At 74.1% G+C, this 25,364-nt stretch carries 19 protein-coding genes; 14 read left to right on the plus strand and 5 right to left on the minus strand.

The window, feature by feature from the left end; all coding sequences use genetic code 11:
* The first annotated feature begins 12 nt into the window (after positions 1-12).
* The 5 genes from DQ237_RS08400 (at position 13) to DQ237_RS08420 (ending at position 6,786) form a co-directional block, all read left to right on the plus strand.
* The gene (locus DQ237_RS08400; protein ID WP_240619500.1) at positions 13-1,410 is read left to right on the plus strand and encodes an MFS transporter; all 1,398 of its coding nucleotides are present in this window, start codon (positions 13-15) and stop codon (positions 1,408-1,410) included.
* Positions 1,407-2,612 (plus strand): cysteine desulfurase family protein, encoded by a 1,206-nt coding sequence (locus tag DQ237_RS08405; RefSeq protein WP_113799091.1) that lies wholly within the window; start codon positions 1,407-1,409, stop codon positions 2,610-2,612. Before DQ237_RS08400 ends, DQ237_RS08405 begins: the two co-directional genes overlap by 4 nt.
* Complete coding sequence (gene mnmA, locus DQ237_RS08410) at positions 2,609-3,706, plus strand: tRNA 2-thiouridine(34) synthase MnmA (RefSeq protein WP_113799093.1); 1,098 nt, start codon at positions 2,609-2,611, stop codon at positions 3,704-3,706. Before DQ237_RS08405 ends, mnmA begins: the two co-directional genes overlap by 4 nt.
* Before the next feature lie 143 nt (positions 3,707-3,849).
* Entirely contained in the window at positions 3,850-5,751 is a 1,902-nt protein-coding gene (locus tag DQ237_RS08415; protein WP_113799095.1) for a bifunctional UDP-sugar hydrolase/5'-nucleotidase, read from the plus strand.
* A 24-nt stretch (positions 5,752-5,775) separates the two neighbouring features.
* Positions 5,776-6,786 (plus strand): methionine synthase, encoded by a 1,011-nt coding sequence (locus DQ237_RS08420; RefSeq protein ID WP_113799097.1) that lies wholly within the window; start codon positions 5,776-5,778, stop codon positions 6,784-6,786.
* Here DQ237_RS08420 and DQ237_RS08425 read toward each other — a convergent pair whose 3' ends face one another.
* The gene (locus tag DQ237_RS08425; RefSeq protein ID WP_113799099.1) at positions 6,787-7,152 is read right to left on the minus strand and encodes a hypothetical protein; all 366 of its coding nucleotides are present in this window, start codon (positions 7,150-7,152) and stop codon (positions 6,787-6,789) included.
* A 71-nt stretch (positions 7,153-7,223) separates the two neighbouring features.
* On the opposite strand from DQ237_RS08425, the gene ligA reads away from it, so the two are divergent.
* Positions 7,224-9,383 (plus strand): NAD-dependent DNA ligase LigA, encoded by a 2,160-nt coding sequence (gene ligA, locus DQ237_RS08430; protein WP_113799101.1) that lies wholly within the window; start codon positions 7,224-7,226, stop codon positions 9,381-9,383.
* Between the two features lie 3 nt (positions 9,384-9,386).
* Here ligA and DQ237_RS08435 read toward each other — a convergent pair whose 3' ends face one another.
* On the minus strand, positions 9,387-11,300 hold the full coding sequence (locus DQ237_RS08435) for an HNH endonuclease (protein ID WP_240619502.1): 1,914 nt from the start codon (positions 11,298-11,300) through the stop codon (positions 9,387-9,389).
* Positions 11,301-11,377: 77 nt separating this feature from the next.
* Positions 11,378-12,052: an ACT domain-containing protein gene (locus DQ237_RS08440; protein ID WP_113799105.1), complete on the minus strand. Its 675-nt coding sequence runs from the start codon at positions 12,050-12,052 to the stop codon at positions 11,378-11,380.
* Between the two features lie 130 nt (positions 12,053-12,182).
* Here DQ237_RS08440 and gatC point away from each other — a divergent pair, with 130 nt between their 5' ends.
* From gatC to gatB, 3 genes are read left to right on the plus strand one after another with little or no spacing between them, the layout of a single operon-like run.
* The gene (gene gatC, locus DQ237_RS08445; protein WP_113799426.1) at positions 12,183-12,500 is read left to right on the plus strand and encodes an Asp-tRNA(Asn)/Glu-tRNA(Gln) amidotransferase subunit GatC; all 318 of its coding nucleotides are present in this window, start codon (positions 12,183-12,185) and stop codon (positions 12,498-12,500) included.
* The gene (gene gatA, locus DQ237_RS08450; protein WP_113799108.1) at positions 12,497-14,023 is read left to right on the plus strand and encodes an Asp-tRNA(Asn)/Glu-tRNA(Gln) amidotransferase subunit GatA; all 1,527 of its coding nucleotides are present in this window, start codon (positions 12,497-12,499) and stop codon (positions 14,021-14,023) included. The genes gatC and gatA overlap by 4 nt, the downstream gene beginning before the upstream one ends.
* Complete coding sequence (gene gatB, locus DQ237_RS08455) at positions 14,020-15,519, plus strand: Asp-tRNA(Asn)/Glu-tRNA(Gln) amidotransferase subunit GatB (RefSeq protein WP_113799110.1); 1,500 nt, start codon at positions 14,020-14,022, stop codon at positions 15,517-15,519. Before gatA ends, gatB begins: the two co-directional genes overlap by 4 nt.
* A gap of 108 nt (positions 15,520-15,627) precedes the next feature.
* On the opposite strand, the gene DQ237_RS08460 is transcribed toward gatB, so the two are convergent.
* Positions 15,628-16,764 carry a sorbosone dehydrogenase family protein gene (locus DQ237_RS08460; RefSeq protein ID WP_113799428.1) on the minus strand — a complete coding sequence of 379 codons (1,137 nt, stop codon included), beginning with the start codon at positions 16,762-16,764 and terminating at the stop codon, positions 15,628-15,630.
* Positions 16,765-16,813: 49 nt separating this feature from the next.
* Here DQ237_RS08460 and DQ237_RS08465 point away from each other — a divergent pair, with 49 nt between their 5' ends.
* Positions 16,814-17,749 carry a 2-hydroxyacid dehydrogenase gene (locus tag DQ237_RS08465; RefSeq protein ID WP_113799112.1) on the plus strand — a complete coding sequence of 312 codons (936 nt, stop codon included), beginning with the start codon at positions 16,814-16,816 and terminating at the stop codon, positions 17,747-17,749.
* On the opposite strand, the gene DQ237_RS08470 is transcribed toward DQ237_RS08465, so the two are convergent.
* Positions 17,743-18,114: a PH domain-containing protein gene (locus DQ237_RS08470; RefSeq protein WP_240619503.1), complete on the minus strand. Its 372-nt coding sequence runs from the start codon at positions 18,112-18,114 to the stop codon at positions 17,743-17,745. The two genes, DQ237_RS08465 and DQ237_RS08470, sit on opposite strands and share 7 nt — an antisense overlap.
* A 64-nt stretch (positions 18,115-18,178) precedes the next feature.
* On the opposite strand from DQ237_RS08470, the gene ilvD reads away from it, so the two are divergent.
* The 4 genes from ilvD (at position 18,179) to ilvN (ending at position 25,326) form a co-directional block, all read left to right on the plus strand.
* Entirely contained in the window at positions 18,179-19,891 is a 1,713-nt protein-coding gene (ilvD, locus tag DQ237_RS08475; protein WP_205730119.1) for a dihydroxy-acid dehydratase, read from the plus strand.
* 108 nt (positions 19,892-19,999) lie between these two features.
* Positions 20,000-22,702, plus strand: a complete 2,703-nt coding sequence (locus DQ237_RS20505; protein WP_113799113.1) for a bifunctional diguanylate cyclase/phosphodiesterase — start codon at positions 20,000-20,002, stop codon at positions 22,700-22,702.
* Positions 22,703-22,930: 228 nt separating this feature from the next.
* Positions 22,931-24,799: an acetolactate synthase large subunit gene (locus DQ237_RS08485; RefSeq protein ID WP_205730120.1), complete on the plus strand. Its 1,869-nt coding sequence runs from the start codon at positions 22,931-22,933 to the stop codon at positions 24,797-24,799.
* Positions 24,799-25,326, plus strand: a complete 528-nt coding sequence (gene ilvN / locus DQ237_RS08490) for an acetolactate synthase small subunit (RefSeq protein WP_113799115.1) — start codon at positions 24,799-24,801, stop codon at positions 25,324-25,326. The genes DQ237_RS08485 and ilvN overlap by 1 nt, the downstream gene beginning before the upstream one ends.
* Positions 25,327-25,364: the final 38 nt, after the last annotated feature.

Consider the following 25,364-nt stretch of genomic DNA (forward strand, 5'->3'; position numbering starts at 1 on the left):
GTTGGCCACGGCGTGGAGACCGACCAGCAGCCCGCGCTGTTCGACCGGGCGCACCGGCTGACCACCGCCGGGCTGCTGATGCTGGTCACCTTCGTGGCCTTCGAGTCGATGGCCGTGGCCACCGCGATGCCCACCGCCGTGGCCGAGCTCGACGGCCTGGCGTGGTACGCGTGGCCGTTCAGCGCCTTCCTGGTCGCGTCCGTGTCCGGCATGGTGCTGGGGGGCGACCTCGGTGACCGGCACGGTTCCCGGACGGCGCTGCTGACCGGCGTCGGGGTCTTCGCCGTCGGCCTCCTGGCCGCCGGTCTCTCCACGCACATGGCCGTGTTCGTCGCCGCCCGGGCGCTGCAGGGCATCGGTGGCGGCATCATCTCGGTGGCGCTCTACGTCGTCGCCGGGCAGGCGTTCGACGCCCGGCTCCGGCCGCGGCTGTTCGGTGCCTTCTCCGCCGCCTGGGTGCTGCCGGCGCTGGTCGGGCCCACCGTGGCCGGGCTGCTGACCACCCACCTCGGCTGGCGGCTGGTCTTCCTGGCCCTGCTGCCGCTGATCGTGCTCGGGCTCGGGCTGGTCCTGCCGGCGGTCCGGGCCCTCCCGCGGCCCGCAGCCGGAACGGTCGCGCGGTCCCGGCGCTGGTGGGCGCTGCTGGCGGGGCTGGGCATCGGCGCGCTGCAGTACGCCGGCCAGCGGCTGGACCTCCTCGCGCTGGGGCTCGCCGGCGTGGGCGCCCTGGCGCTGGTCCTCGGCCTCCGTCCGCTGGTTCCGCGGGGCACGGCGGGCATGCGACCCGGGCTCCCCGCGGTGGTCGCCGGGCGCGGACTTCTGGCGGGCGCCTTCTTCGGCATGGACGTGCTGCTGCCACTGGCGCTGACCGAGCTGCACGGCTACCCGGCGGCCACCGCCGGGATCCCGCTGACCGCCGGTGCGCTCGGCTGGGCCGCGGCCTCGCAGGTGCAGGGCCGCAACCCGCACTGGTCGCGGGTCGCTCTCCTGCGCACCGGCTTCCTGCTCCTCGCCGTCGGTCTGGTGGCCACCGCGCTCGTCGCCGTCCCCGGGGTGGGCGGCTGGCCGGCGTACCTCAGCTGGGCCGTCGCCGGCCTCGGCATGGGGCTGGGCATGCCGTCGCTCAGCGTGCTGCTCCTGGACCGGTCCTCCGACGCGAGCCGCGGCGCGGACTCGGCGGCCTTCCAGATCGCCGACGTCACCGGCAGCGCGGTCTGCATCGGCATCGTCGGTGTCCTGGTCGCGGGTGCGGCCGCCGGCTCCTACGGCCTGTCCACCGCGGTGCTCGCGGGTGTGGCGGTGCTCACGGCCGTGGCCACCACCGGCGCGCTCCTGGCCCCGCGGGCCGGGGCGGGCGCGGGATCGACGGCGGGACCGGCGGTTCCCGCGTCTACCCTGAGCGCGTCATGACCAACACCGAGCCGGTCTACCTGGACCACGCGGCGACCACGCCCGTGCTCCCCGAGGTGCTGGTCGCGATGACCGAGCAGCTCGGCCGCGTGGGCAACGCCTCCTCGCTGCACGCCAGCGGCCGGTCCGCCCGTCGCGCCGCCGAGCAGTCGCGGGAGCGGCTGGCCGAGGCGCTGGGCGCGCGGCCGTCGGAGGTCCTCTTCACCGGTGGTGGCACCGAGAGCGACAACCTGGCGGTGAAGGGCCTGTTCTGGGCGCGCCGGGAGGCCGACGCCCGCCGTCGCCGGATCGTGGTCAGCCCGGCCGAGCACCACGCGGTGCTGGACAGCGTGGAGTGGCTGGCCAAGCACGAGGGCGCCGAGCTCACCTGGCTGCGGGTGGACCCCTCGGGTCGCGTGACCCCGGAGGCGCTGGCCGAGGCCCTGGGCGACGGCAGCGACGTCGCCGTCGCCAGCGTGATGTGGGCCAACAACGAGATCGGCACGGTCAGCGACATCGCCGCGCTGGCCGCCACCGCCCACGACGTCGGGGTGCCGCTGCACACCGACGCGGTGCAGGCCGTGGGCCAGGTGCTGGTCGACTTCGGCGCCACGGGGGTCGACGCGCTGACCATGACCGGCCACAAGCTCGGCGGGCCGATGGGGGCCGGCGCCCTGCTGCTGCGCCGCGACGCGGAGTGCACGCCGCTGCTGCACGGTGGCGGGCAGGAGCGCGACGTGCGCTCGGGCACCCTCGACGTCGCTGCCATCGTCGGCCTGGGGGTGGCCACCGTCGCCGCCGTCGGCAACCGGGTGGAGCGGGCCGGCGAGCTGGCCCGCCTGCGCGACCGGCTCGTCGCCGGGGTGGTGGACCAGGTGCCCGATGCCCAGCTCAACGGCGCCCCGCTGGACGACGTCGTCCGCTCCGGCCCCGGCCGGCTGCCCGGCAACGCCCACCTCTCGTTCCCCGGGGCGGAGGGTGACGCGCTGCTCATGCTGCTCGACGCGCGTGGCATCGAGTGCTCCACCGGCTCGGCCTGCAGCGCGGGCGTCGCCCGACCCAGCCACGTGCTGACGGCGGTGGGCGCCGACCCCGAGCGGGCGCGCAGCTCGCTGCGGTTCAGCCTCGGGCACACCAGCACCGACGGCGACGTCGACGCCCTCCTCGGTGTGATCGCGCCCGTGGTCGAGCGCGCCCGGCGGGCCGGGATGGGCCGGCGATGAGGGTGCTCGCCGCGATGAGCGGGGGAGTGGACTCCGCGGTCGCCGCCGCTCTGGCCGTCGACGCCGGGCACGACGTCACCGGCGTGCACCTGGCCCTCTCCCCGGACCGGCAGACGCTGCGCAGCGGTGCGCGAGGCTGCTGCAGCGTCGAGGACGCGCACGACGCCCGCCGGGTCGCCGACGAGCTCGGCATCCCGTTCTACGTCTGGGACCTCGCCGACCGGTTCCGCGAGGACGTCGTCGACGACTTCGTGGCCGAGTACGAGGCGGGTCGCACGCCCAACCCGTGCCTGCGCTGCAACGAGAAGATCAAGTTCACCGCGGTTCTCGACCGCGCGCAGGCGCTCGGGTTCGACGCGGTGGTCACCGGCCACCACGCGCGGCTGGCCGGCGGGGAGCTGCGCCGGTCGGTGGACGCGGCCAAGGACCAGTCCTACGTGCTGGGCGTGCTGACCCCCGCGCAGCTGGCCTCGGCCATGTTCCCGCTGGGCGGCATGACCAAGGACCGGGTGCGGGAGATCGCCGCCGAGCGCGGCTTCGCCGTCGCCACCAAGGCCGACTCGCACGACATCTGCTTCATCCCCGACGGCGACACCCGCGGCTTCCTGGCCCGGAAGCTGGGCAGCCGGCCCGGCCCGCTGGTCGACGCCGCCACCGGCGCGACCGTCGGGCAGCACGACGGCACCTACGGGTTCACCGTCGGGCAGCGGCGCGGCCTGGGTGTGAGCGTCGGCGACCAGCAGCCCCGGTACGTGCTGGGGATCGAGCCGGTCACGCGCACGGTCACGATCGGGACCGCCGACCTCGCCGGCGTCGACGAGATCACCACCGCCGCCGCGACCTGGACCGGCGCCGCCCCGCTGCTGCCCTTCCGGGCGCAGGTCCAGCTCCGGGCGCACGGGACCCCGGTGGGGTGCGAGGTCCTGGCGGGGGAGGACGGCGGGCTCGTCGTGCGGCTGGACGAGGTGCAGCGGGGTGTGGCCGCCGGGCAGTCCGCCGTCCTGTACGAGCCGGACGCCGAGCGGGGCGACCGCGTTCTGGGGCAGGCCGCCATCCGGCTGTCGGGTAAACGACAGGGAACGGTTCGTCACTGACCCTTGGCTTCGTGAGCGCAAGCAATTAGCTTCCTGTCACGAGCCACTTCCTGAGTGCTACTCCCTGCTCCGGCTCCCGCTCCACCCCGTACGGCCGCCTGCCCGGGACGGCCGGTTCCCGCATGTCCTCTGGAGGACCTCCCTTGCGCAGAACGCGCCTCTCCCTCGCCGCTGCTGTGGTCGCAGCGACGTCGGCCGCCCTGGTCGCGGCGCCGATGACGGCCTCGGCCGCCCCGAAGAAGGGCCCGGCCCAGGACGTCACGGTCCAGCTCCTGGCCATGAACGACTTCCACGGCCGGATCACGCCCCAGGGCCCGACGCCCGACAAGGGTGCCGGCGACGGCACCCTGGCCACGGCGCCCGGGCCGGACGGCAAGTACGGCGGCGCGGACGACGTCGTCTTCCCCGTCGGTGGTGCCCCGCAGATCGCCGCCACCGTCGACCGGCTGCAGGCCTCCTTCTACGGCACGGTCGACGGTCCGAAGGACTCCCTGTTCGTGGGCGCCGGGGACCTGATCAGCGCGTCGCCGTTCGAGTCCAGCGTCTACAAGGACGAGCCCACCATCGAGGCCCTGAACGCGATGGGGCTCGACGTCTCGGCCGTCGGCAACCACGAGTTCGACCGGGGCACGCAGGAGCTGCGCCGGATCTCCGCCGCGACCGACGGCACCTACACCGACGACGTCACCGCCTGCCAGGGCATCACCCCCGGCGTGGACGGCTGCTTCGGCGACGGTGAGCACGCCTTCTCCGGCGCGGAGTTCCCCTACCTGGCCGCCAACGTCGTGGACAAGACGACGAAGCAGCCCATGCTCCCGCCGTACCAGGTCTTCCAGACCCCGGCGAACCAGAAGCTGGCGCTGATCGGTGTGGTCACCGAGACCACGCCGACCATCGTGTCGCCCGACGGCGTCAAGGACGTCGAGTTCCTCGACGAGGCCGACGCCGTGAACCGGTGGGTCCCGGTCCTGCAGAAGCAGGGGATCCAGGCCATCGGGGTGCTGGTCCACGAGGGCGGCGAGGTCGCCGACCCGAACGCGGCTCCCTTCGTGAACGGCTGCAACGCCCTGAAGGGCCCGATCGTCGACATCAACCAGCGCGTCTCGCCCGCGGTCGACCTGATCGTCAGCGCGCACAGCCACCAGGCGTACAACTGCAAGCTCGCCGTCCCCGGCGGCCAGCCGCGGCTGGTGACCCAGGCCGGCTACTACGGGCGGCTCGTCACCGACATCCGCCTCTCCATCGACCGCACGACCGGTGACGTCAACCGCGCCGCCTCGTACTCGGCCACCAACGTCCCGGTGACGCGGGAGACGGCCGACGCCGAGGTCCAGTCGATCGTCGACTACTGGAACGCGCGGTCGGCCGAGTCGCGCAACGTCGTCGTCGGGTCCACCACGCAGGCGATCGGCAGCTCGACGTCGAGCAACCGCAAGGCGGAGCAGCCGATCGGCAACCTCGTCGCCCAGGCCCAGCTCGAGGCGATGCAGCAGAGCCAGTACGGCTTCCCGGTCATCGCGTTCATGAACCCGGGCGGTGTCCGGGCCGACATCGACGCGGGTCCGACGACCTTCGGGGAGCTGTTCACCGTGCAGCCGTTCGGCAACACCGTGAACACGGCCACGCTGACCGGTGCGCAGATCGACGACCTCCTCGAGGAGCAGTTCCAGGACGACCCGGACCGGGTCGTCGACTCCAAGGGAACGGTCGTCAGCGACGGTCCGCTGACCGGTGGCCCGCGTGGGACCCGGCTGATCCTCGGCACCAACCAGGGCTTCACGTACGACTACGACCTCACGCGTGCCTACGGCGACCGCGTTCCCGACGCGTCGATCAAGCTGAACGGCGTCGTGCTGGGGGCCGGCACCCAGTACCGGGTGGCGGCGAACTCGTTCCTCATCGCCGGTGGGGACTCGTTCGACGCGTTCAAGGGCGCGGTGAACCGGACCACCGGCCCGGTCGACGTCGATGCCCTCGTCGCCTACTTCAAGGCGCACTCGCCCGTGAGCCCGCCCCCGGCGAACCACGGCACCCGGATCGGCTGATCGCGCGGCGGCTAACGTCGCCGTGTGAGCTCCGAGAACGACGACCAGAGGCCGGTCCCCACCACGTGGGGGCCGGCCTCCGGCGTCGGGTCGCTGCCCGGCGCCGACCCCGCCGAGGCGCTCCGGACCGTCGTCGGGGAACTGCCCGACTTCGCGCACCTGCCGGAGCTGCCCGGGCGTGGCGCCGGTGCGGACATGCTCGGACGCACGGCGGCACTGCTCGTCGACCTCGCGGTCGACCTGACCCCGGCCGGCTGGCGCCTGGTCCCGCGCCCGGGCATCGACCAGCAGCGGGCGCAGGAGTTCCTGGCCCGCGACCTGGACGCGCTGCACGACGTGGCCGAGGCCTGGACCGGCCCGTTCAAGATCCAGGCAGTCGGCCCGTGGACGCTCGCGGCAGGTCTGGAACGGACCCGCGGCGACCGCGCGGTGACCGATGCCGGTGCCCGGCGCGACCTGGGACAGTCGCTGGCCGAGGGCATCTCCACCCACGTCGCCGAGGTGCAGGCCCGGGTGCCCGGCGCGCGGATCGTCGTCCAGCTCGACGAGCCCTCCGTACCCGCGGTGATCCAGGGGGCGCTGCCGACCGCCAGCGGGTTCGGCAAGCTGCCCGCCGTCCCGGAGGACGTCGTCGAGCAGGAGCTGGGCGTCGTGGTGCGGTCGCTGCCCGGTCCGGCCGTGGTGCACTGCTGTGCCCGCCGCATGCCCCTGGGTCTCTTCCGCGCCGCCGGGGCGGCGGGGGTGTCGTTCGACCTCGGCCTGGTCCAGGACCTCGACGCCGTCGGGGAGGCCGTGGACGCCGGGGTCCACCTCCTGCCCGGGGTCGTCCCGGGGACCGACGCCGTCCTGCCCGCGCCCAGGGCCACCGCGTCCCGGCTGCAGGCCTGGTGGCGGGAGCTGGGGTTCCCGGCCGAGCAGCTCCCCGGCGCGGTGACCCTCACGCCCGCGTGCGGCCTCGCCGGTGCCAGCCCGGCGTACGCGCGCGCCGCGATGCGGCACGTGCGCGAGGCCGCGAAGTACCTGCTGCCCGAGTAGTCAGTCCAGCAACGCGAGCGCGAGGGCGGCGGCGACGGCGACCAGGACCGTGAGCACCGCGAGCGCCTGGAGCGCCGGAGCGGTCCGGGCGAAACCCGGCCGGGTCCGGAGGCCGGCGAGCAGCGCCGCACCGACCGCGCCGGCGAGACCGAGGAACGGGGCGGCGACGGCGCCGAGCAGGCCGACGCCGTCGGCCGGCGTCAGCGAGCAGCCGAAGCCGATGCCCTCGCACTGACCGTCCGCGTTCTCGTCCGGCAGCACCAGCGCCCCGACGACGACCAGGACCAGCGGGAGCAGCCACAGGGCTCCGAGCAGGTAGCCGTAGGCGCGGGTGCCGGGACGTCGTTCGCTGGGTGGGGCGGCCACGACCGGATCCTGTCGCACCTCGACCGGGTGAGCGTCGATTCGCCGTCGTACCCGCCGGATACCGTTCCCGCGTGACCAGCGAGACCGGCATCGGGGAAACCACCGTCGAGCAGCTCCCGGTCGGGGCGCCGACCGACCGGGAGGACCTCACCGAGGTGCCCGACGACGCGCGCACCCGGCACCGCGACCTCTCCGAGGAGCTGGACCGCTACGCCTTCGCGTACTACGTGCGGGACGAGCCGCTGATCAGCGACGGCCAGTACGACGAGCTGATGGGTGAGCTGAAGGCGCTCGAGGCCGCCCACCCGGCCCTGGTCACGCCCGACTCGCCCAGCCAGAAGGTCAACGGCGGGTTCACCGCCACGTTCGCCCCGGTCGAGCACCTGGAGCGGATGCAGAGCCTCGACAACGCGTTCAGCAGCGACGAGCTCTCGGCCTGGGCCGCGCGCGCCGAGCGCGAGGGCGCGGCCGGGGCCGGCTACCTCTGCGAGCTGAAGGTCGACGGCGTGGCCGTGGACCTGGTCTACGAGAACGGGCGGCTGGTCCGCGCCGCCACCCGCGGGGACGGCGTGACCGGGGAGGACGTCACGGCGAACGTGCGCACGATGGGCGACGTCCCGCAGCAGCTGACCGGGGACGACGTGCCGGAGCTGCTCGAGGTGCGTGGGGAGATCTACTTCCCGATCGCCGGCTTCGCCGACGTGAACGCCGGCATGGTCGAGCAGGGCAAGGCGCCGTTCGCCAACCCGCGCAACGCCGCCGCCGGATCGCTGCGTCAGAAGGACGCCCGGGTCACGGCCTCGCGCCCGCTGCGCCTCGTGGTCCACGGCCTCGGGGCGCGGAAGGGCTTCGAGCCGGAGCGGCAGTCCGCGGCCTACGAGCAGCTGCGCGCGCTGGGGCTGCCGGTGAGCGACCGCTACGAGGTGGTCGACGACCTCGAGGGCGTGTGGGCCTACATCGAGCGGTACCGCGAGCAGCGGCACTCGGTGGAGCACGAGATCGACGGCGTGGTGGTGAAGGTCGACCAGGTGGCGCTGCAGCGCCGGCTGGGTTCCACCTCCCGGGCGCCGCGCTGGGCGATCGCCTTCAAGTACCCGCCGGAGGAGGCGACGACCAAGCTCCTCGACATCAAGGTCAACGTCGGGCGCACCGGTCGGGTGACGCCGTTCGCCTACATGGAGCCGGTGAAGGTCGCCGGGTCCACGGTGCAGCTCGCGACGCTGCACAACGCGAGCGAGGTCGTGCGCAAGGGCGTGCTGATCGGCGACACCGTGGTCATCCGCAAGGCCGGTGACGTGATCCCGGAGGTGCTCGGGCCGGTGGTCGCCGCCCGCACCGGCGACGAGCGCGAGTTCGTCATGCCGACGCACTGCCCGGAGTGCGGCACCGAACTGCGCCCGGAGAAGGAGGGCGACGCCGACATCCGCTGCCCGAACGCGCGGTCCTGCCCGGCGCAGCTGCGGGAGCGGGTCTTCCACGTCGCGGGCCGCGGCGCGTTCGACATCGAGGTCCTCGGCTACGAGGCGGCGATCGCGCTGCTGCAGAGCCACCTGCTGGGCGACGAGGGCGACATCTTCTTCCTCGACGAGGAGCAGCTGCAGCGATCGCCGTTCTTCACGAAGAAGAACGGGACCCTGTCGGCGAACGGCGCCAAGCTGCTGACCAACCTGCAGACCCGCAAGGACGTCCCGCTGTGGCGGGTGCTCGTGGCGCTGTCCATCCGGCACGTGGGGCCCACCGCGGCGCAGGCACTGGCTCGTGACTTCCGCTCCATGGACCGCATCATGGCGGCGACCGAGGAGGAGCTGGCTGCAGCGGACGGCGTCGGCCCGACGATCGCGAGGTCGGTCCGCGACTGGTTCACCGTCGACTGGCACCGCGACGTCGTGGAGAAGTGGCGCCAGGCCGGTGTGCGCATGGCCGACGCCGCCGAGGACGCGCCCCCCGGCCCGCTCACCGGCGTCACCGTGGTCGTGACCGGATCGCTGCGCGACCACAGCCGGGACCAGGCGATCGCCGCGATCCAGGAGCGGGGCGGCAAGGTCACCGGCTCGGTGTCGAAGAAGACCGGCTTCGTGGTGGTCGGCGCCGATCCGGGGAGCAAGTACGACAAGGCGGTGCAGGTGAAGGCCCCGATCCTCGACGACGACGGCTTCCGCGTGCTCCTCGAGCAGGGGCCGGAGGCCGCCCGCGAGGTGGCCACCGTGGGGGACGGCAGCGAGCAGGAGTAGCCGTCAGTAGGGCGGCGGTGTCGTGCTCGCCACCAGGCCGCTCGGGGTGGTGACCGTGAGCGTGCCGTCCGGCGCGAGCACGTGCCGCCAGCCCGGTGCCTGGTGCTTGCCCCGGTGGTGGCCGGTGCAGTAGCCGGTCAGGTTCTCCGCGGAGGTCGGCCCCTGCGGGTAGGGGCGGTCGTGGTCGAGCTCGCCGCCCAGCGGAACCCGGCGGCGGCAGCCGGGGAAGCGGCAGCGTCGGTCGCGGGCACGCACGAACCGGTCGAGCGCCCGGCCGGGTCGGTACCCCGCGGAGGGGGCCGGCGGTGCCAGCCCGCTGCCGGCGGCGACCCGCCGACGCAGGTCGGTGCTGTCGGTCAGGGCGAGGAGCGCACCGGTCAGCTCGTCGACGACGGCGATGCGCGGGCGGTCGACCAGCGACCCACCCCCGCTCGCGTCCAGCAGGGCGGCCAGTGCCTCGCGCATCGGTCGGCTCGCCGCGGCCAGTGCCTCGAGGTCGCTCCGAGCGGTGCTGACCCGACCGGCGGCACTCTCCTCCCAGGCGCGCTCGTCGAGGGCGTCGGCGCGGCCAGCGTCGTGCACCGCCCGCCGGGCCGAACCCAGCGCCCGGTCGAGGCCGAGCAGTGCTGCTCCCGCGTCCTCCAGGGCGCGGTGCGCCCGCTTCCACGGGAACGACTCGGGTGAGGAGCCGGGGCCGGCCGCTGGTGGTCCGTCCGGTGACGAGCGGTCCTCTGCAGACGGGGACCACTCGCGTTCGTCGTCCCACGGCTCGAATCCGGGCTCCGACGCCCACCAATGGGCCTGATCGTCGGCCGGGGGATCGTCCTCGCCACCCCACTCGCCGCGCAGGGCACGGGCCTCGACCTCGGCCCACCAGCGCTCGTCGGCGGCGCGCACCGCCTCCGGCCACGACTCCACGGAGGACTCGTCGAGGACGTAGGGGGCGACCGCCCCTCGCGCAGTGCCTGCCGGAGTGCCGGCGTCGAGATCTGCCGGATCCGGTTCGGGGAGCAGACCGAGTGCGCGTGCCAGGGCGCGGACCATCTGTGCGGGCACCGGCTCACCACCGATCTCGGCAGGAGCATCGCCGCCCAGCATCGACCGCACTCCGGCCACGACGGTGAGCTGCGCCTGGACCGGCGACAGCTCGTGCTCGTCGGGGCGCAGCGCGAGGTCGAGCAGGCAGTCGGCCATCTTCTGACCCCGGGTCCGGTCGTCGCCGGGCTCGTCGAGCGTGTCGGCGCAGCGACCGAGCGCGTCCAGCAGCGCCTGCGCCTCGGGCACGGTCAGCAGCACCTCCAACAGGGCCATGCCCTCCTGCTGGTCGGGTCGGATGGAGACGCCTCGCCGGCGCAGCGCTCGGGCCAACCGGTTCGCCTCGTCGCTCGCGTCCCGCGCGAGGCCGAGCCTCCGCGCCTTGGCTCCGAGCTGGGCGGGCGTGGTGACCCGCCCGGACATCCACTCCAACAGCTCGCGCTCGACGGCTGCCCGCCTCGTGGGATCGGCGATCGGGGCGACCTTGTCGAGCATCGGCCACAGGTGACCGACGTGCAGCTCGCCGGACTCGAGGGCTGCGAGCGTGCCCGGCAGGCGGTGCACCAGCGTGAGCGATCGGACCAGCAGGGACTCGGCGGCCTGGGTGGAGATCGACAGACCCACCACCAGTTCCTGGGCTGCCCACTCGCTCACGTCGGCGAGGACATCGGGTCGCGCGGCGCGACGCTCGGCGCTCATCGCCCCCGGCTGCCCCGGCTGCCGGTCCGCGGATGCGGGGCAGCTCGCGGCGAAGTCGGCGACCGCCCGGGCCCGGAGCGCCGTCTGACGCGCGATCTCCCGGTCCGCGGCCTGCACGCGTCCCAGAGGTCCCGTCGCCCACCCCGCCGCAGGGGCGGACGAGGTCGGCGCTGCGGCGGTCACGGGTTCGATCATACGTTCGAACACCTCGTGCGGCAAGGGGGAAAGCGCAGGTGGGGGGCGTGCTGACCGCGCCGTGCTCAGGTCGGGGGGAGCTGGGCGACCGTCGTCGCGATGCCGGTCAGGTGCGCCAGCCGCAGCAGCTCCGACCGGCGGAACGCCGGACCGCCCGAACGGCCGAGCACCACGGCCCGGCCGTCGCCGTAGGGCGCAGCCATCATCTCGATCGCCATCTCCTGCCAGCGTTCCGGCAGCCACGACTCCTCGCTCGGCAGCAGCCGCGGCCCGGACAGCGGCAGCCACGGCAGGGTCAGCCCGGTGAAGTCCGGAGCCGCCTCCGATGCCGCGAAGACCGCGGCCTCCGCCAGCGGCCGCTGCGCTGCGTGCCCGTCGAGGACCACCGACCAGCCGCTGTGGAAGACCCGGGGCAGCTCCTCGCTGAGCAGGTCCGCCGCCGCCCGCTCACCCCGGGACAGCGCGTCCAGGAGGTCCAGCTCGCGGTGGGTGTCCAGCGGCCCGGCGAAGGGCCGCAGCGACTCCACCTGCACGCCCTCGACCGCCTGCACGACGGTGATGAGGCCGTCCGGCAGCCGGTCGGCGGGGAGGTCCACGACGACGTCGTCCACGGCGATGCCGTTGCCGCGCTCGAGCACGTCGAGCGAGACGATGTCGATGCCCGCGGCACCCAGGGCGGTCGCCACCGCGCCGAGGACACCGGGGCGGTCGGGAACGACCAGGCGCAGGAGATAGGACACGGTTCCTCCGGGAGTCCCGCGCAGCTTCTCACGCTGGTCGCGGCGCGGAACGCTCCACGTACAGTGATCCGGTCACGTCCCGGCCCGGAGCGGGCCGCCGGGCATCGCCGAAGTGGAGTTCCACCGCAGCATGAGCACCCCCTCCCCGAAGGGCCGACTGACCCGCGACGAGGTGGCGCACCTGGCGCACCTGTCCCGGCTGGCCGTGAGCGACGAGGAGCTCGAGCTCTTCGCCGGTCAGCTGGCCGCCGTGCTGGACGCCGTCGCCCAGGTGGGCAAGGCCGACGTCGCCGACGTCGCCCCCACCACGCACGCCGTGCCGATGACCAACGTCATGCGCCCGGACGTCGCTCGCCCGAGCCTGCCGCGCGACGTCGTCCTGGCCGGCGCCCCCGCCGCCGAGGACGACCGTTTCCGCGTCCCGCGCATCCTGGGGGAGGAGGCGTGAGCGCGGACCTGACGGCCAGCACCGCGGCCGACCTCAGCACCGCCCTGCAGGCCGGGGACCTCAGCTCCGTCGAGGTCACCCGCGCCTACCTCGACCGCATCGCGGCGACCGACGGGACGATCGGCGCGTACCTGCACGTCGACGCCGAGGCGGCCCTGCAGTCCGCCGAGGCCGTCGACGCCGCCCGGGCGAAGGGCGAGGAGCTCGGCCCGCTGGCCGGCGTCCCGATGGCGCTCAAGGACGTCGTCGTGACCGAGGGCGTGCCCACCACCAGCGGTTCGAAGATCCTCGAGGGCTGGCGCCCGCCCTACGACGCGACGCTGGCCGCGCGGCTCAAGGCCGCCGGCACCGTGCTGCTCGGCAAGACCAACATGGACGAGTTCGCGATGGGCTCCTCCACCGAGAACTCCGCCTACAAGGTCACCCGCAACCCGTGGGACACCGACCGGATCCCCGGTGGCTCCTCGGGCGGGTCGTCCGCCGCGGTCGCCGGCGGGCTGGCCCCGTGGGCGATCGGCACCGACACCGGTGGCTCGATCCGCCAGCCGGCCGCCGTCACCGGGCTGGTCGGTCACAAGCCCACCTACGGCTCGGTCTCCCGGTACGGGCTGATCGCGTTCTCCTCGAGCCTCGACCAGGCCGGGCCCATGACCCGCACGGTCCTCGACGCGGCGCTCCTGCACGAGGCGATCGCCGGCCACGACCCGCTGGACTCCACGAGCATCGACTCGCCGGTGCCGGTGCTGGCCGAGTCGGCCCGCCGCGGCGCCGAGGGCGACCTGGCCGGCCTGAGGGTCGGCGTCGTCACCGAGCTCGGCGGCGACGGGCACACCGACGGCTACGAGCCCGGCGTCCTCGCGCGGGTCGCCGAGGCGATCGCCCTGCTGGAGGGCATGGGCGCGGAGGTCCGGCAGATCTCCTGCCCGGCCTTCGACCTGGCCCTGCCGGCCTACTACCTGATCGCGCCCAGCGAGGCGTCGTCCAACCTGGCCCGCTTCGACGGCGTCCGCTACGGCCTCCGCGCCGGCGACGACGGCAGCCGCGACCTCGACGAGGTCATGGCCCTCACCCGCGAGCAGGGCTTCGGCCCCGAGGTGAAGCGCCGGATCATCCTCGGTACCTACGCGTTGTCCAGCGGCTACTACGACGCGTACTACGGGCAGGCGCAGAAGGTCCGCACGCTGATCACCCGCGACTTCACCAGCGCATGGGACGACGTCGACGTGCTGGTCAGCCCGACCAGCCCCACGGTGGCCTGGTCGATCGGCTCCCGGGTGGACGACCCGATCGCGATGTACGCCGCCGACCTCTGCACGCTGCCGGCGAGCCTTGCCGGCGTACCGGCCATCTCGGTGCCGTGCGGCCTCTCCGAGGGCCTGCCGGTCGGCTTCCAGATCATGGCGCCCGCGCTGGCCGACGACCGCTGCTACCGCGTGGCCGCAGCGCTGGAGGCGGCGCAGGACGCCGCCCGCGGGCACGCGCTGCTGGCCGGGATGGCCACGAAGGAGAACGCCCCCTCATGAGCGACACCCTGGTCGACTTCGACGAGGTCCTGACCCGCTACGAGCCGGTCATCGGTCTGGAGACCCACGTCGAGCTGGGCACCGCGTCGAAGATGTTCTGCGGCTGCTCGACGACGTTCGGGGCCGAGCCCAACACGCAGACCTGCCCGGTGTGCCTGGGCCTGCCCGGCTCGCTGCCGGTGGTCAACGCCGAGGCCATCGAGTCCACCATCCGCATCGGCCTGGCCCTGGGCTGCCGGATCGCGAGCTGGTCGCGGTTCGCGCGGAAGAACTACTTCTACCCGGACATCCCCAAGGGCTTCCAGACCAGCCAGTACGACGAGCCCCTGTGCACCGCCGGACACCTGGACGTCGAGCTCGACGGCGAGACCTACCGCGTCGAGATCGAGCGGGTGCACATCGAGGAGGACACCGGCAAGAACCTCCACGTCGGAGGTTCCACCGGCCGGATCCACGGGGCCGACCACTCGCTGGTCGACTACAACCGCGCGGGCATCCCGCTGGTGGAGATCGTGACCCGGCCGATCCCGGGCGCCGGCGCGAAGGCCCCGGAGGTCGCCCGCGCCTACGTGACCGAGCTGCGCGAGATCCTGCTCGCCCTCGGGGTCTCCGAGGTCCGCATGGAGCAGGGCAACCTGCGCTCGGACGTCAACACCTCGCTGGCCCCCATCGGCAGCCTCGACTGGGGCACCCGCACCGAGACGAAGAACGTGAACTCGCTGCGCTCGGTCGAGCGGTCGGTGCGCTTCGAGATGCGCCGCCAGGCCGCCGTCCTCGACGCCGGGGAGCGGGTGGTGCAGGAGACCCGGCACTTCCACGAGGACACCGGCAGCACGTCGTCGGGCCGGAGCAAGGAGGAGGCGACCGACTACCGGTACTTCCCCGAGCCCGACCTGGTGCCGATCGCGCCGGACGAGGAGTGGATCGAGAAGCTGCGCGCCGCGCTGCCCGAGCTGCCGGCCGCCCGCCGCGCGCGGCTGCGCGAGGAGTGGGGCCTCTCGGACACCGAGATGGCCTGGATCGTCAACGCCGGCGCCCTCGGCCTGGTGAGCGACACCGTCGCCGCCGGCGCCACGCCGGCCGACGCCCGGAAGTGGTGGCTGGGCGAGCTGGCGCGCCGCGCGAACGACAGCGGTGTGGAGCTGACCGAGCTCGCCGTCACCCCGGAGCAGGTCGCCGAGCTGGCCGGCCTCGTCGCCGCGGGCACGGTCAACGACCAGCTGGCCCGGCAGGCGCTGGACGGCGTCCTGGCCGGCGAGGGTGACCCGGCAGCGGTGGTCGAGTCGCGCGGGCTGGCCGTCATGGGCGACTCCGACGAGCTGGTCGCGGCGGTCGAGGCCGCCATCGAGGGCAACCCCGACGTCGCCGAGAAGGTGCGCAGCGGCAAGGTCCAGGCCATCGGCGCGCTGGTGGGGGCGGTCATGAAGACCACCCGCGGCAAGGCCGACGCCGCCACTGTCAAGCGCATGCTCGAGGAAAGACTGGTCAGCGGCTGATCTCTCGTGCCGAGTGGGCCCCGGAGGGGTCCGCGCAGGCGCGACGCAACGGCTCACCGCGGCCGGGGGACGGCTCCCGGCTGCGGTGCCGTCCGGAGGACTGCGGTGTCAGAGCGGGCTCTCCGGCTGGCCGCCGGGCGGGCGGATGCGCAGGACCTTGTCGTCGCCCTCGCCCGGCGTGCCGATGCCGTCCTTGTTCGAGGTCGTGACCCACAGGGAGCCCTCGGCGTCCAGCACCGTGGTGCGCAGCCGGCCGTAGCGGCCGCCGAGCACCTCGTCGGTCGCGTCCTCCATCGGCTTGCCCTGCTCGTCCAGCATCAGCACGTGCACCCGCTGGCCGTCGAGCGCGCCGAGGAACACCGTGCCGTTCGCGACCGCGCAGCCGCCCAGGCCGCCCTCCTCGGGCGGCACGGAGGCCAGTGGCGGCGCCGAGCCGCTCGCGCCCTCGGTGACGACGTCGAACTCGTCGCGGCCGTCGCGCGACTCGTCGGTCGCGTACATCCGCTGGTCGTCCTGGCACAGCGCCGTGACATCGCGGAACCCGCGGCCGAACACCGGCCCGGAGCCGCCCACCGGCCGACCGAAGACGTCGATCCGGAGCACCTTCCCCGCGAGGGACGCCGGGTCCGCGGCCAGCGCCGGGTTGCCCGCGTCGCCGGTGCCGACGTAGAGGTTGCCGTCCTTCCCCGTGAGGAGCGCGCCCCCGTTGCCGACCTCGCCCCGGGGGATGCCGGTGAGCACCGGGTTCGGAGTGCCACCGAGGGGGAACCGCACGACCCGGTTGTCGGTGGCCGTCGACATGTAGGCGAACAGCAGGCCGTCCTCGGGGAACGTGGGGGAGAGGGCCAGGCCGAGCAGGCCACCGTCCCCGCCGGTGTCGATGCCCGGGACGGTCATGAGCTCCTTCGCCGGCGAGCGGTCCGGGAAGACCTGCAGCAGCCGGCCGGTCTCGCGCTCACCCACGATCGCGCTGCCGTCGGGGAGCAGGACGAGGCCCGTGGGCACGGTCAGCCCCGAGGCGACGACGTTGGGGTCACCGCCCTCCTGGCCCGATCCCGGTTGCGCCGGGTCGTCGGGGACGGGCGCGGGGGCCGGCGGCTGGCCGACCTCGGGCGGGGCGCCCTCCGGCAGGGGGCGGAACGGTCCCGCGGGCTCGTAGCCGTCCTCGCCGCAGCCGGCCAGCAGCGCGGCGCCGAGCACGGCGGCGAGCAGCCGTGCCGTCCGCGTCCGCGAGCGTCGTCCCACCCGGATCACAGTACGTGCGCGGCGCCGGCGGCCGCCTAGAGTCCGGGCCGTGGCGCACCTCCCGCTGGAAGCCGACGAGCCCCTGCACGTCCTCGTGCCCTCGCGCGCGATCGGTACCGCCGTCGAGGCGCTGTCCCCGCGGGTCCGGGCCCACCGGATCGACGGCCCGCCCAGGGGCGACGCGGCCCTGGCGCAGGTGTGGGTGCCCCGCTCCGGTGGCACGGCCCCGCCCGAGGGGTTCCTCGACGCGCTGCCCCGGCTCCGCCTGGTGCAGCTGCTGAGCGCCGGCGCCGAGGCGTTCGCCGGCCGGCTGCCGGAGGGTGTCGTGCTGTGCAACGCCCGCGGCGCGCACACCCCGTCGACGGCGGAGTGGGCGGTCACCGCGACCCTCGCGTCGCTGCGCGGCATCCCGTCGTTCGTGCGCGAGCAGGACGCCGGACGCTGGTCCCCGGCGACGCACGGTTCCCTGGTCGGCGCGCGCGTGCTGATCGTGGGTGCCGGTGACATCGGCCGGGCGATCGGCCGCATGCTGGCGGGCTTCGACGTCGAGCCGACCTACGTGGGCCGGACCGCGCGGGAGGGCGTGCACGCGCCCGAGGAGCTTCCCGCGCTGCTCCCGCACGCCGACGTCGTCGTCGTCGTCGTCCCCGTGACCGCGGAGACCCGTGGCCTGGTCGACGCGCGGTTCCTGGCCGCGATGAAGGACGGTGCGCTGCTGGTGAACGCCGCGCGCGGCGTCGTCGTCGACACCGACGCCCTGCTCGCCGAGCTCTCCGGCGGACGACTCCGGGCAGCGCTCGACGTCACCGATCCCGAGCCCCTGCCCGCCGGCCACCCGCTGTGGGCGGCGCCGAACCTGCTGCTCACCCCGCACGTGGGCGGTGCGGTCCCGGCCACCAACGAGCGGGCGGCGGCCGCGGTCACCGAACAGGTCCGCCGGGTCCTCGAGGGGCTGCCGCTGGTGAACGTCGTCGGGGACTACTGAGCGGGCAGCTCGATCCGGCCGCCGGACAGCGCAGCCAGCCCGGGGAGGTCCCGGGCCCGCACCACGGGCAGGTGCACCTCCGTGCCGGCCGTGGTCACCAGCCAGAGGTCGCCCCGTGGCGCGACCCGGATCCCGGCCACCTCGGTCCAGGGCACGTGCCGCCGGCCGACCAGGGCATGCACCGTGAGACCGTCGTCGGCGACGTCCACGCCGGTCCGCAGCACCCACACGGCGAGCGCCAGGGGGACGAGCAGGAGGAGCTGCAGCCCGGGCGCGGCGGACGCGAGCGGGATCGCGCAGAGGGCCAGGAAGCCCACCGGCAGCAGCGCGGTGCGGTTCATCCGGATGCGGGCGGGAGCGGTCACGAGTGACCATGCTCCCACCCCGCGGCGGCGGCTCCCGGCGGACACGGGCCTACCATCGCCGCTCGTGACCACCGTGGAGGACCGCCCGAGCGGCAGCGACACCGCCAACCTCAAGCCCCGTAGCCACGAGGTGACCGACGGGGACGCCAAGGCACCCGCGCGCGCCATGCTGCGCGCCGTCGGCATGGGCGACGACGACTTCAGCAAGCCGCAGATCGGCGTGGCCTCGTCCTGGAACGAGATCACCCCCTGCAACCTGTCGCTGGACCGGCTGGCGAAGCGGGCCAAGGAGGGCGTGCACGCCGCCGGCGGCTTCCCCTTGGAGTTCGGCACCATCTCCGTCTCCGACGGCATCTCCATGGGCCACGAGGGCATGCGCGCGTCGCTGGTCTCCCGCGAGGTCATCGCCGACTCGGTCGAGACGGTCATGTTCGCCGAGCGGCTGGACGGCTCGGTCCTGCTCGCGGGCTGCGACAAGTCCCTGCCCGGCATGCTCATGGCCGCCGCGCGGCTGGACCTGGCCAGCGTCTTCCTGTACTCCGGCTCCACGCTCCCGGGGAAGCTGGGCGATCGCGACGACCTCACGATCATCGACGTCTTCGAGGCGGTCGGCGCCTGCGCCCGCGGGCTGATCAGCCGCGACGAGCTGACCGCGATCGAGAAGGCCGCCTGCCCCGGCATGGGCTCCTGCGGCGGCATGTACACCGCCAACACGATGGCCAGCGTCGCCGAGGCGCTCGGCATGTCCCTGCCCGGCAGCGCCGCCCCGCCGGCCCCGGACAGCCGGCGCGACGGCTACGCCGTGGCTTCCGGCGAGGCGGTCGTGAACCTGCTCCGGAAGGGCATCACCGCGCGGCAGATCATGACCAAGGAGGCGTTCGAGAACGCCATCACCGTGGTCATGGCCCTCGGCGGGTCCACCAACGCCGTGCTGCACCTGCTGGCGATCGCCCACGAGGCGCAGGTCGACCTCACCCTCGAGGACTTCAACCGGATCGGCGACCGCACCCCGCACCTGGCCGACGTGAAGCCCTTCGGCCGGTTCGTCATGACCGACATCGACCGCGTGGGCGGTGTCCCGGTGGTGCTCCGCGCACTGCTGGACGCCGGCCTGCTGCACGGCGACGCGCTCACCGTCACCGGCAGGACCATGGCCGAGAACCTGGCCGACATCGCGCCCCCGGACCTCGACGGCACGATCGTGCACGCGATGGACAACCCCATCCACCGCACCGGCGGCCTCACCATCCTGCGCGGCTCGCTCTCGCCGGACGGCGCGGTCGTGAAGTCCGCCGGCTTCGACGCCGAGGTCTTCGAGGGCACCGCACGCGTGTTCGACGGCGAGCAGGGGGCCATGGACGCCGTCACCGAGGGCACGCTGAAGCCCGACGACGTCGTCGTCATCCGCTACGAGGGCCCGCGGGGTGGCCCCGGCATGCGCGAGATGCTGGCCGTCACCGGCGCCATCAAGGGCGCCGGGCTCGGCAAGGACGTGCTGCTGCTCACCGACGGCCGGTTCTCCGGCGGGACGACCGGTCTGTGCGTCGGCCACATCGCCCCGGAGGCCGCCGACGGCGGCCCGATCGCCTTCGTGCGCGACGGGGACCGGATCCGGCTGGACCTCACCACCCGCACCCTCGACCTCCTGGTCGACGAGGCGGAGCTCGCCGAGCGGAAGGTCGGCTGGGAGCCGCTCCCGGCGCGCTACACCACCGGCGTCCTCGGCAAGTACGCGAAGCTCGTCGGCTCGGCCGCGCAGGGCGCGATCTGCGGCTGACCCCCCAAGGGGTGAGGCGGGGCCGGGTCGACTTGGTGGTCGGCCCGGCACTGCCGAGGAACCAGGTGTGTGCCGACGGCGGTCCTACCTGCCCGGGGTGGTCGCAGGATGACCCCCCGGCAGCTGTCGTTCGCGCCGGCGGCGGTGCTCCTGGGTGCCCTCGGCGGGATCACCGTCGGCGTCCGCCTGATCGGGGGCACACCGGCGGTACCGTCCACGGCCCTGCTGATGGCGCTGAGCGCCGTCGTCGCCACGGTCGCCGTCCTGAGGCGGGCTCGCCGTCTGGATCCCGCCTCGCAGCGGAGCTGGCGGTTCCTGGCCGTGGCCGGCGCCCTGCTGGGCGTCGGTGAGCTGCTGGCGGGTCTGGACGACCGCGGGTTGGCGGCCAACGGGTGGCCGCACCTGCCGCAGGGCCTCGCGGTCCCTGCCGTGATCGCCTGCATCGTCTACCTGCTCCCGCCCCGGGCCGGGCGTCGCGTCGGCGTCCGGGACCTCCTCGACGGCGCCGTCGTCCTCCTGGCGGTGAGCCTCGTCGGGGCCCTCGTCCTCTCCGACGCCGCCGCGCGGACCACCGGGATCGCGGGCGCGATGCTGACCATCGGGTACCCGTCCGTGGTCGCGGTCCTCTGCGGGATCGCGCTCATGGGGGTGTCGCGCGTGGCGGCCGAGCGCCGAAGGTCCGCCGTCGCGCTGCTGGTGTCGATGGTCGCGCTGGCGGTGGTCGCCCTCGCCGGCGCCACGGCCCGGCTCCTGGGCAGCACCACCTCCGACGTCCTGACCGACATCGCCTGGTCGGTCATGCTGCTCGCGGCGGTGCGCGCCGTCTCCATCGACGGCGGCCAGCGCCCCGCGGCGGACGAGGCCTCCGAACCGGGGCAGACGCTCTTCGGCGTCGTCGTCAGCCATGCCACGGCCTACGGGGTCTTCGGCATCACCCTCGGCCTGGTGGGCGCCGGCCACGACTTCACGTTCGCGGAGCAGATCCTCACCGGGCTGCTGCTGGCCGTCACCTCGGTGCGCAGCCTGTTCTGGGCCACCGACGGAGCGCGGGTGAGCCGCCGGCTGCTGCAGACCGAGGCCTACTTCCGCGCACTGGCCGCGAGCGCCGAGGACGTCACGGTCGTCCTCGACGACGAGGGCTGCGTGCGCTGGGTCTCCGGCGCCACCCTGACCCAGCTCGGCCGGACGGAGGCCGATCTCACGGGGCGCCCCCTGGCCGACCTGGTGGTCGCCGCCGACCGTGCCGTCCTCGCCCGCGTGGTGAGCGACGTGGCTGTGTCGGCATCCCTCCCGCCGACGGTGCGGCTGGCGACCGCGGCCGGGGACCTGCGGGACATCGAGCTGTCCGGCGTCGCCCGGGCCGGCGTGCCCGGGACGGCGCTGCGCGAGGGGCTCGTCCTGCACCTGCGGGACGTGACCGCCCGTCGCTCGAGCCAGCGCGAGCTGGAGCGCATGGCCTACACCGACTTCCTCACCGGGCTGCCCAACCGCGCCCGGTTCGTGGCGGAGCTCGATGCTGCGCACGCCCGCGCCGCTGCCGGTGAGCCCTTCGGGGTCCTGCTGGTCGACCTGGACGGGTTCAAGGCGGTCAACGACGTCGCCGGGCACGACGCCGGGGACCGGCTGCTGTGCCTGGTCGCCGATCAGCTGCGCCAGGGGGCCCGCGAGCAGGACCTGGTCGCCCGCCTCGGCGGTGACGAGTTCGCCCTGCTGGTTCCGGGCGACCTGGACGAGGCCACCGCCCTGGCGGAGCGGCTCGTGGTCTCGCTGGACCGGACCTTCCGTGCCCCGGGCCCGGGGGAGGACGCCGCCGGGCTCTCGTTCGCCGTCTCGGGCAGCATCGGCGTGGCTCCGCTGGACCCCGCCGAGCCCACGACGGCGGCGGTGCGACAGGCGGACCTGGCGCTGCGCGCGGCCAAGTCCGCGGGCAAGCGGTGCGTCCGCTCGTCGGGTGAGGCGCTCGACGATGCGCTGGTCCGTCGCAGCCGGCTCGCCCGGGACCTCCCCGGCGCGCTCGAGACCGGGCAGCTGCGGGTGCTCTACCAGCCGGTGGTGGGTCTCGAGGACCGGCGCGTGCTCGGCCTCGAGGCGCTCGTGCGCTGGGAGCACCCCCTGCTGGGCACGGTGGGCCCGGACGACTTCATCCCGCTGGCCGAGGAGGACGGCCTCATCGTCCCGCTCGAGCGCTGGGTGCTGGAGACCGCCGCCGCCGACGCGGCGCGGCTGCTGGCCGAGGGCTGGGACCTGATGACCTCGGTCAACGTCTCGATGCGCCACCTGCAGGCCGGTTGTCTCGCACCCGACGTGGCGCGAGCGCTGGCCGGGGCCGGCCTCCCGGCGGGCAAGCTGATCCTGGAACTCACCGAGTCGGTCATGCTCGACCAGCAGGACGGGCTGGAGAGCGATCTGGCCACCCTGCGCGGCATGGGCGTCGTCCTCGCGCTCGACGACTTCGGGCGCGGCTACTCGTCCCTGGCCTACCTCGCGCGGCTCCCGGTGCAGATCCTGAAGATGGACCGCGAGTTCATCGCCGACATCGACACCGATCCGCGCGGCCGGGCGCTGGTGGCCAGCATCGTCGAGCTCGGGCAGACCCTGGGCATGGACGTCCTCGCCGAGGGTGTCGAGACCGACGGTCAGCTGGCCGAGCTCCGGGCCATGGACTGCCGGTTCCTGCAGGGCTACCTGTTCGCCCGGCCCATGCCCCTGGCCGAGCTGCGGGTCCTGCTGAGCGGGTTCGACCCCGGGGTCCTCGACGGGCGTCCCACGGATCTGGACCCCGGTGTCCACCTGGTGGGACAGGGCGGTTGACGCCGGTGCGCCGCGAGGCGCACAGTGTCGGAGTGCCTCGCACCAGCATGCCCGCAGACGCCCGCCCCAGCGGCGTCCTCGTACTCGCGTAGCGCGTCCGGTCCCCGACCGACGCGCTGACCCTTCGTGCCCGTGGCACGAGGGGTTTTTTGTTGGCCGTGACCTGCCGCACACGCTGATCCGACGCACCAGCCCGTACCACGCCGCAAGGCACAGGAGACCCGCGCGATGACCACCACCCCCCACGAGGCCGCCACCCGCGAGGCGGCCGAGTCCCTGACCGGCGTCGAGACCACGGCCCGGTCGGTCGCCGAGAGCGCCGCCGAGCCCGCGACCGGCATCACCGGCGCCCAGAGCCTGGTGCGCTCCCTCGAGGCCGTCGGCGTGGACGTGGTCTTCGGCATCCCCGGTGGCGCGATCCTCCCGGCCTACGACCCGCTGTTCGACTCGGCGGTCCGCCACGTCCTGGTCCGCCACGAGCAGGGCGCCGGGCACGCGGCCACCGGCTACGCGCAGGCCACCGGCCGGGTCGGCGTCTGCATGGCGACCTCGGGCCCCGGCGCGACCAACCTCGTCACCCCGCTGGCCGACGCCTACATGGACTCGGTGCCGGTCGTCGCCATCACGGGACAGGTGCCCAGCGCCGCCATCGGTACCGACGCCTTCCAGGAGGCGGACATCCGCGGCATCACGATGCCGATCACCAAGCACAACTTCCTGGTGACGCACGCCGCGGAGATCCCGCAGCGGATCGCCGAGGCCTTCCACCTGGCCTCGACCGGTCGCCCCGGCCCCGTCCTGGTCGACATCCCCAAGGACGTCCTGCAGGCCACCACCGACTTCTCGTGGCCGCCGCGGCTGGACCTCCCCGGCTACAAGCCGACGACCCGCCCGCACGGCAAGCAGGTCCGCGAGGCCGCGGCGATGATCGCCGCCGCCGCCCGACCGGTCCTCTACGTGGGCGGCGGGGTGCTCAAGGCCCGGGCCACCGAGGAGCTGGCCGAACTGGCCGAGCTGACCGGGGCGCCCGTCGTCACCACGCTGATGGCCCGGGGGGCCTTCCCCGACAGCAGCCCGCAGCACCTGGGCATGCCCGGCATGCACGGCACGGTCGCGGCCGTCACGGCGCTGCAGAAGTCCGACGTCATCGTCGCGCTCGGCGCGCGCTTCGACGACCGGGTGACCGGCGCGCTGGACAGCTTCGCGCCGGACGCGCTGGTGGTCCACGCCGACATCGACCCGGCCGAGATCGGCAAGAACCGCAAGGCCGACGTGCCGATCGTCGGTGATGCCAAGGAGACCATCGGCCAGCTGGTGGAGGCGCTGCGCGCCGAGCACGCCGCCGGCCGCACCCCCGACCTCGCCGCCTGGTGGGAGCAGCTCGACGACTGGCGCAACCGCTACCCGCTGGGCTACGACGAGCCCGAGGACGGCGCGCTGTCCCCGCAGTACGTCATCGAGCGGCTGGGTGCCATCGCCGGCCCCGACGCGATCTACACCTCCGGCGTCGGCCAGCACCAGATGTGGGCCGCGCAGTTCATCAAGTACGAGAAGCCCGGCACCTGGCTCAACAGCGGCGGTCTCGGGACCATGGGCTACGCCGTGCCGGCGGCCATGGGCGCCAAGTACGGCTGCCCCGACACCACCGTGTGGGCCATCGACGGCGACGGCTGCTTCCAGATGACCAACCAGGAGCTGGCCACCTGCGCCATCGAGGGCATCCCCATCAAGGTCGCTGTCATCAACAACGGCAACCTCGGCATGGTCCGGCAGTGGCAGACGCTGTTCTACGAGGGCCGCTACTCCAACACGAAGCTGCACGCCCGCAACGCCGACGGCACGCCCAAGCCGGTGCGCATCCCCGACTTCGTCGCGCTCGCCGAGGCGCTGGGCTGCGTCGGCCTGCGCTGCGAGAGCAAGGATGACGTGGACGCCGTGATCGAGAAGGCCATGGCGATCAACGACGCCCCGGTCGTCATCGACTTCACCGTCGGCGCCGACGCCCAGGTGTGGCCGATGGTCGCCGCCGGTGCCAGCAACGACGACATCCTCGCCGCGCGCGACCTGCGGCCCGTCTTCGGAGAGGGACAGGTCTGATGACCCGCCACACGCTCTCGGTCCTCGTCGAGAACAAGTCCGGTGTGCTCGCCCGCGTCTCGGCGCTGTTCAGCCGCCGCGGCTTCAACATCGAGTCCCTCGCCGTCGGCCCCACGGAGAACCCCGACCTCTCCCGCATGACGATCGTCGTCGACGCGGAGAGCCAGCCGCTGGAGCAGATCACCAAGCAGCTGAACAAGCTCATCGAGATCATCAAGATCGTCGAGCTGGACGGCGGCGCCGCGGTCCAGCGCGAGCTGCTCCTGGTCAAGGTCCGCGCGCCCCTGGCCGAGCGCACCCAGGTGCTTCAGACCGCCGAGCTGTTCCGCGCGCGGGTCATCGACGTCAACACCGACACGGTGACGCTCGAGGCGACCGGCACCCCGGACAAGCTCCAGGCACTCCTGGCGGTGCTCGCGCCGCTGGGCATCAAGGAGATGGCGCAGTCCGGCACCGTCGCCCTGGGCCGGGGGCCGCGCGCCATGTCGGGCGCCGGTACCTTGCGCCCGGTCGAGCGCAGCGCCTGATCCCCACAGACATCCCGATCCGAACCCACCGAAGGAGC

This window comes from Blastococcus sp. TF02-8 (assembly GCF_003319175.1).
GTDB lineage: Bacteria > Actinomycetota > Actinomycetes > Mycobacteriales > Geodermatophilaceae > Blastococcus.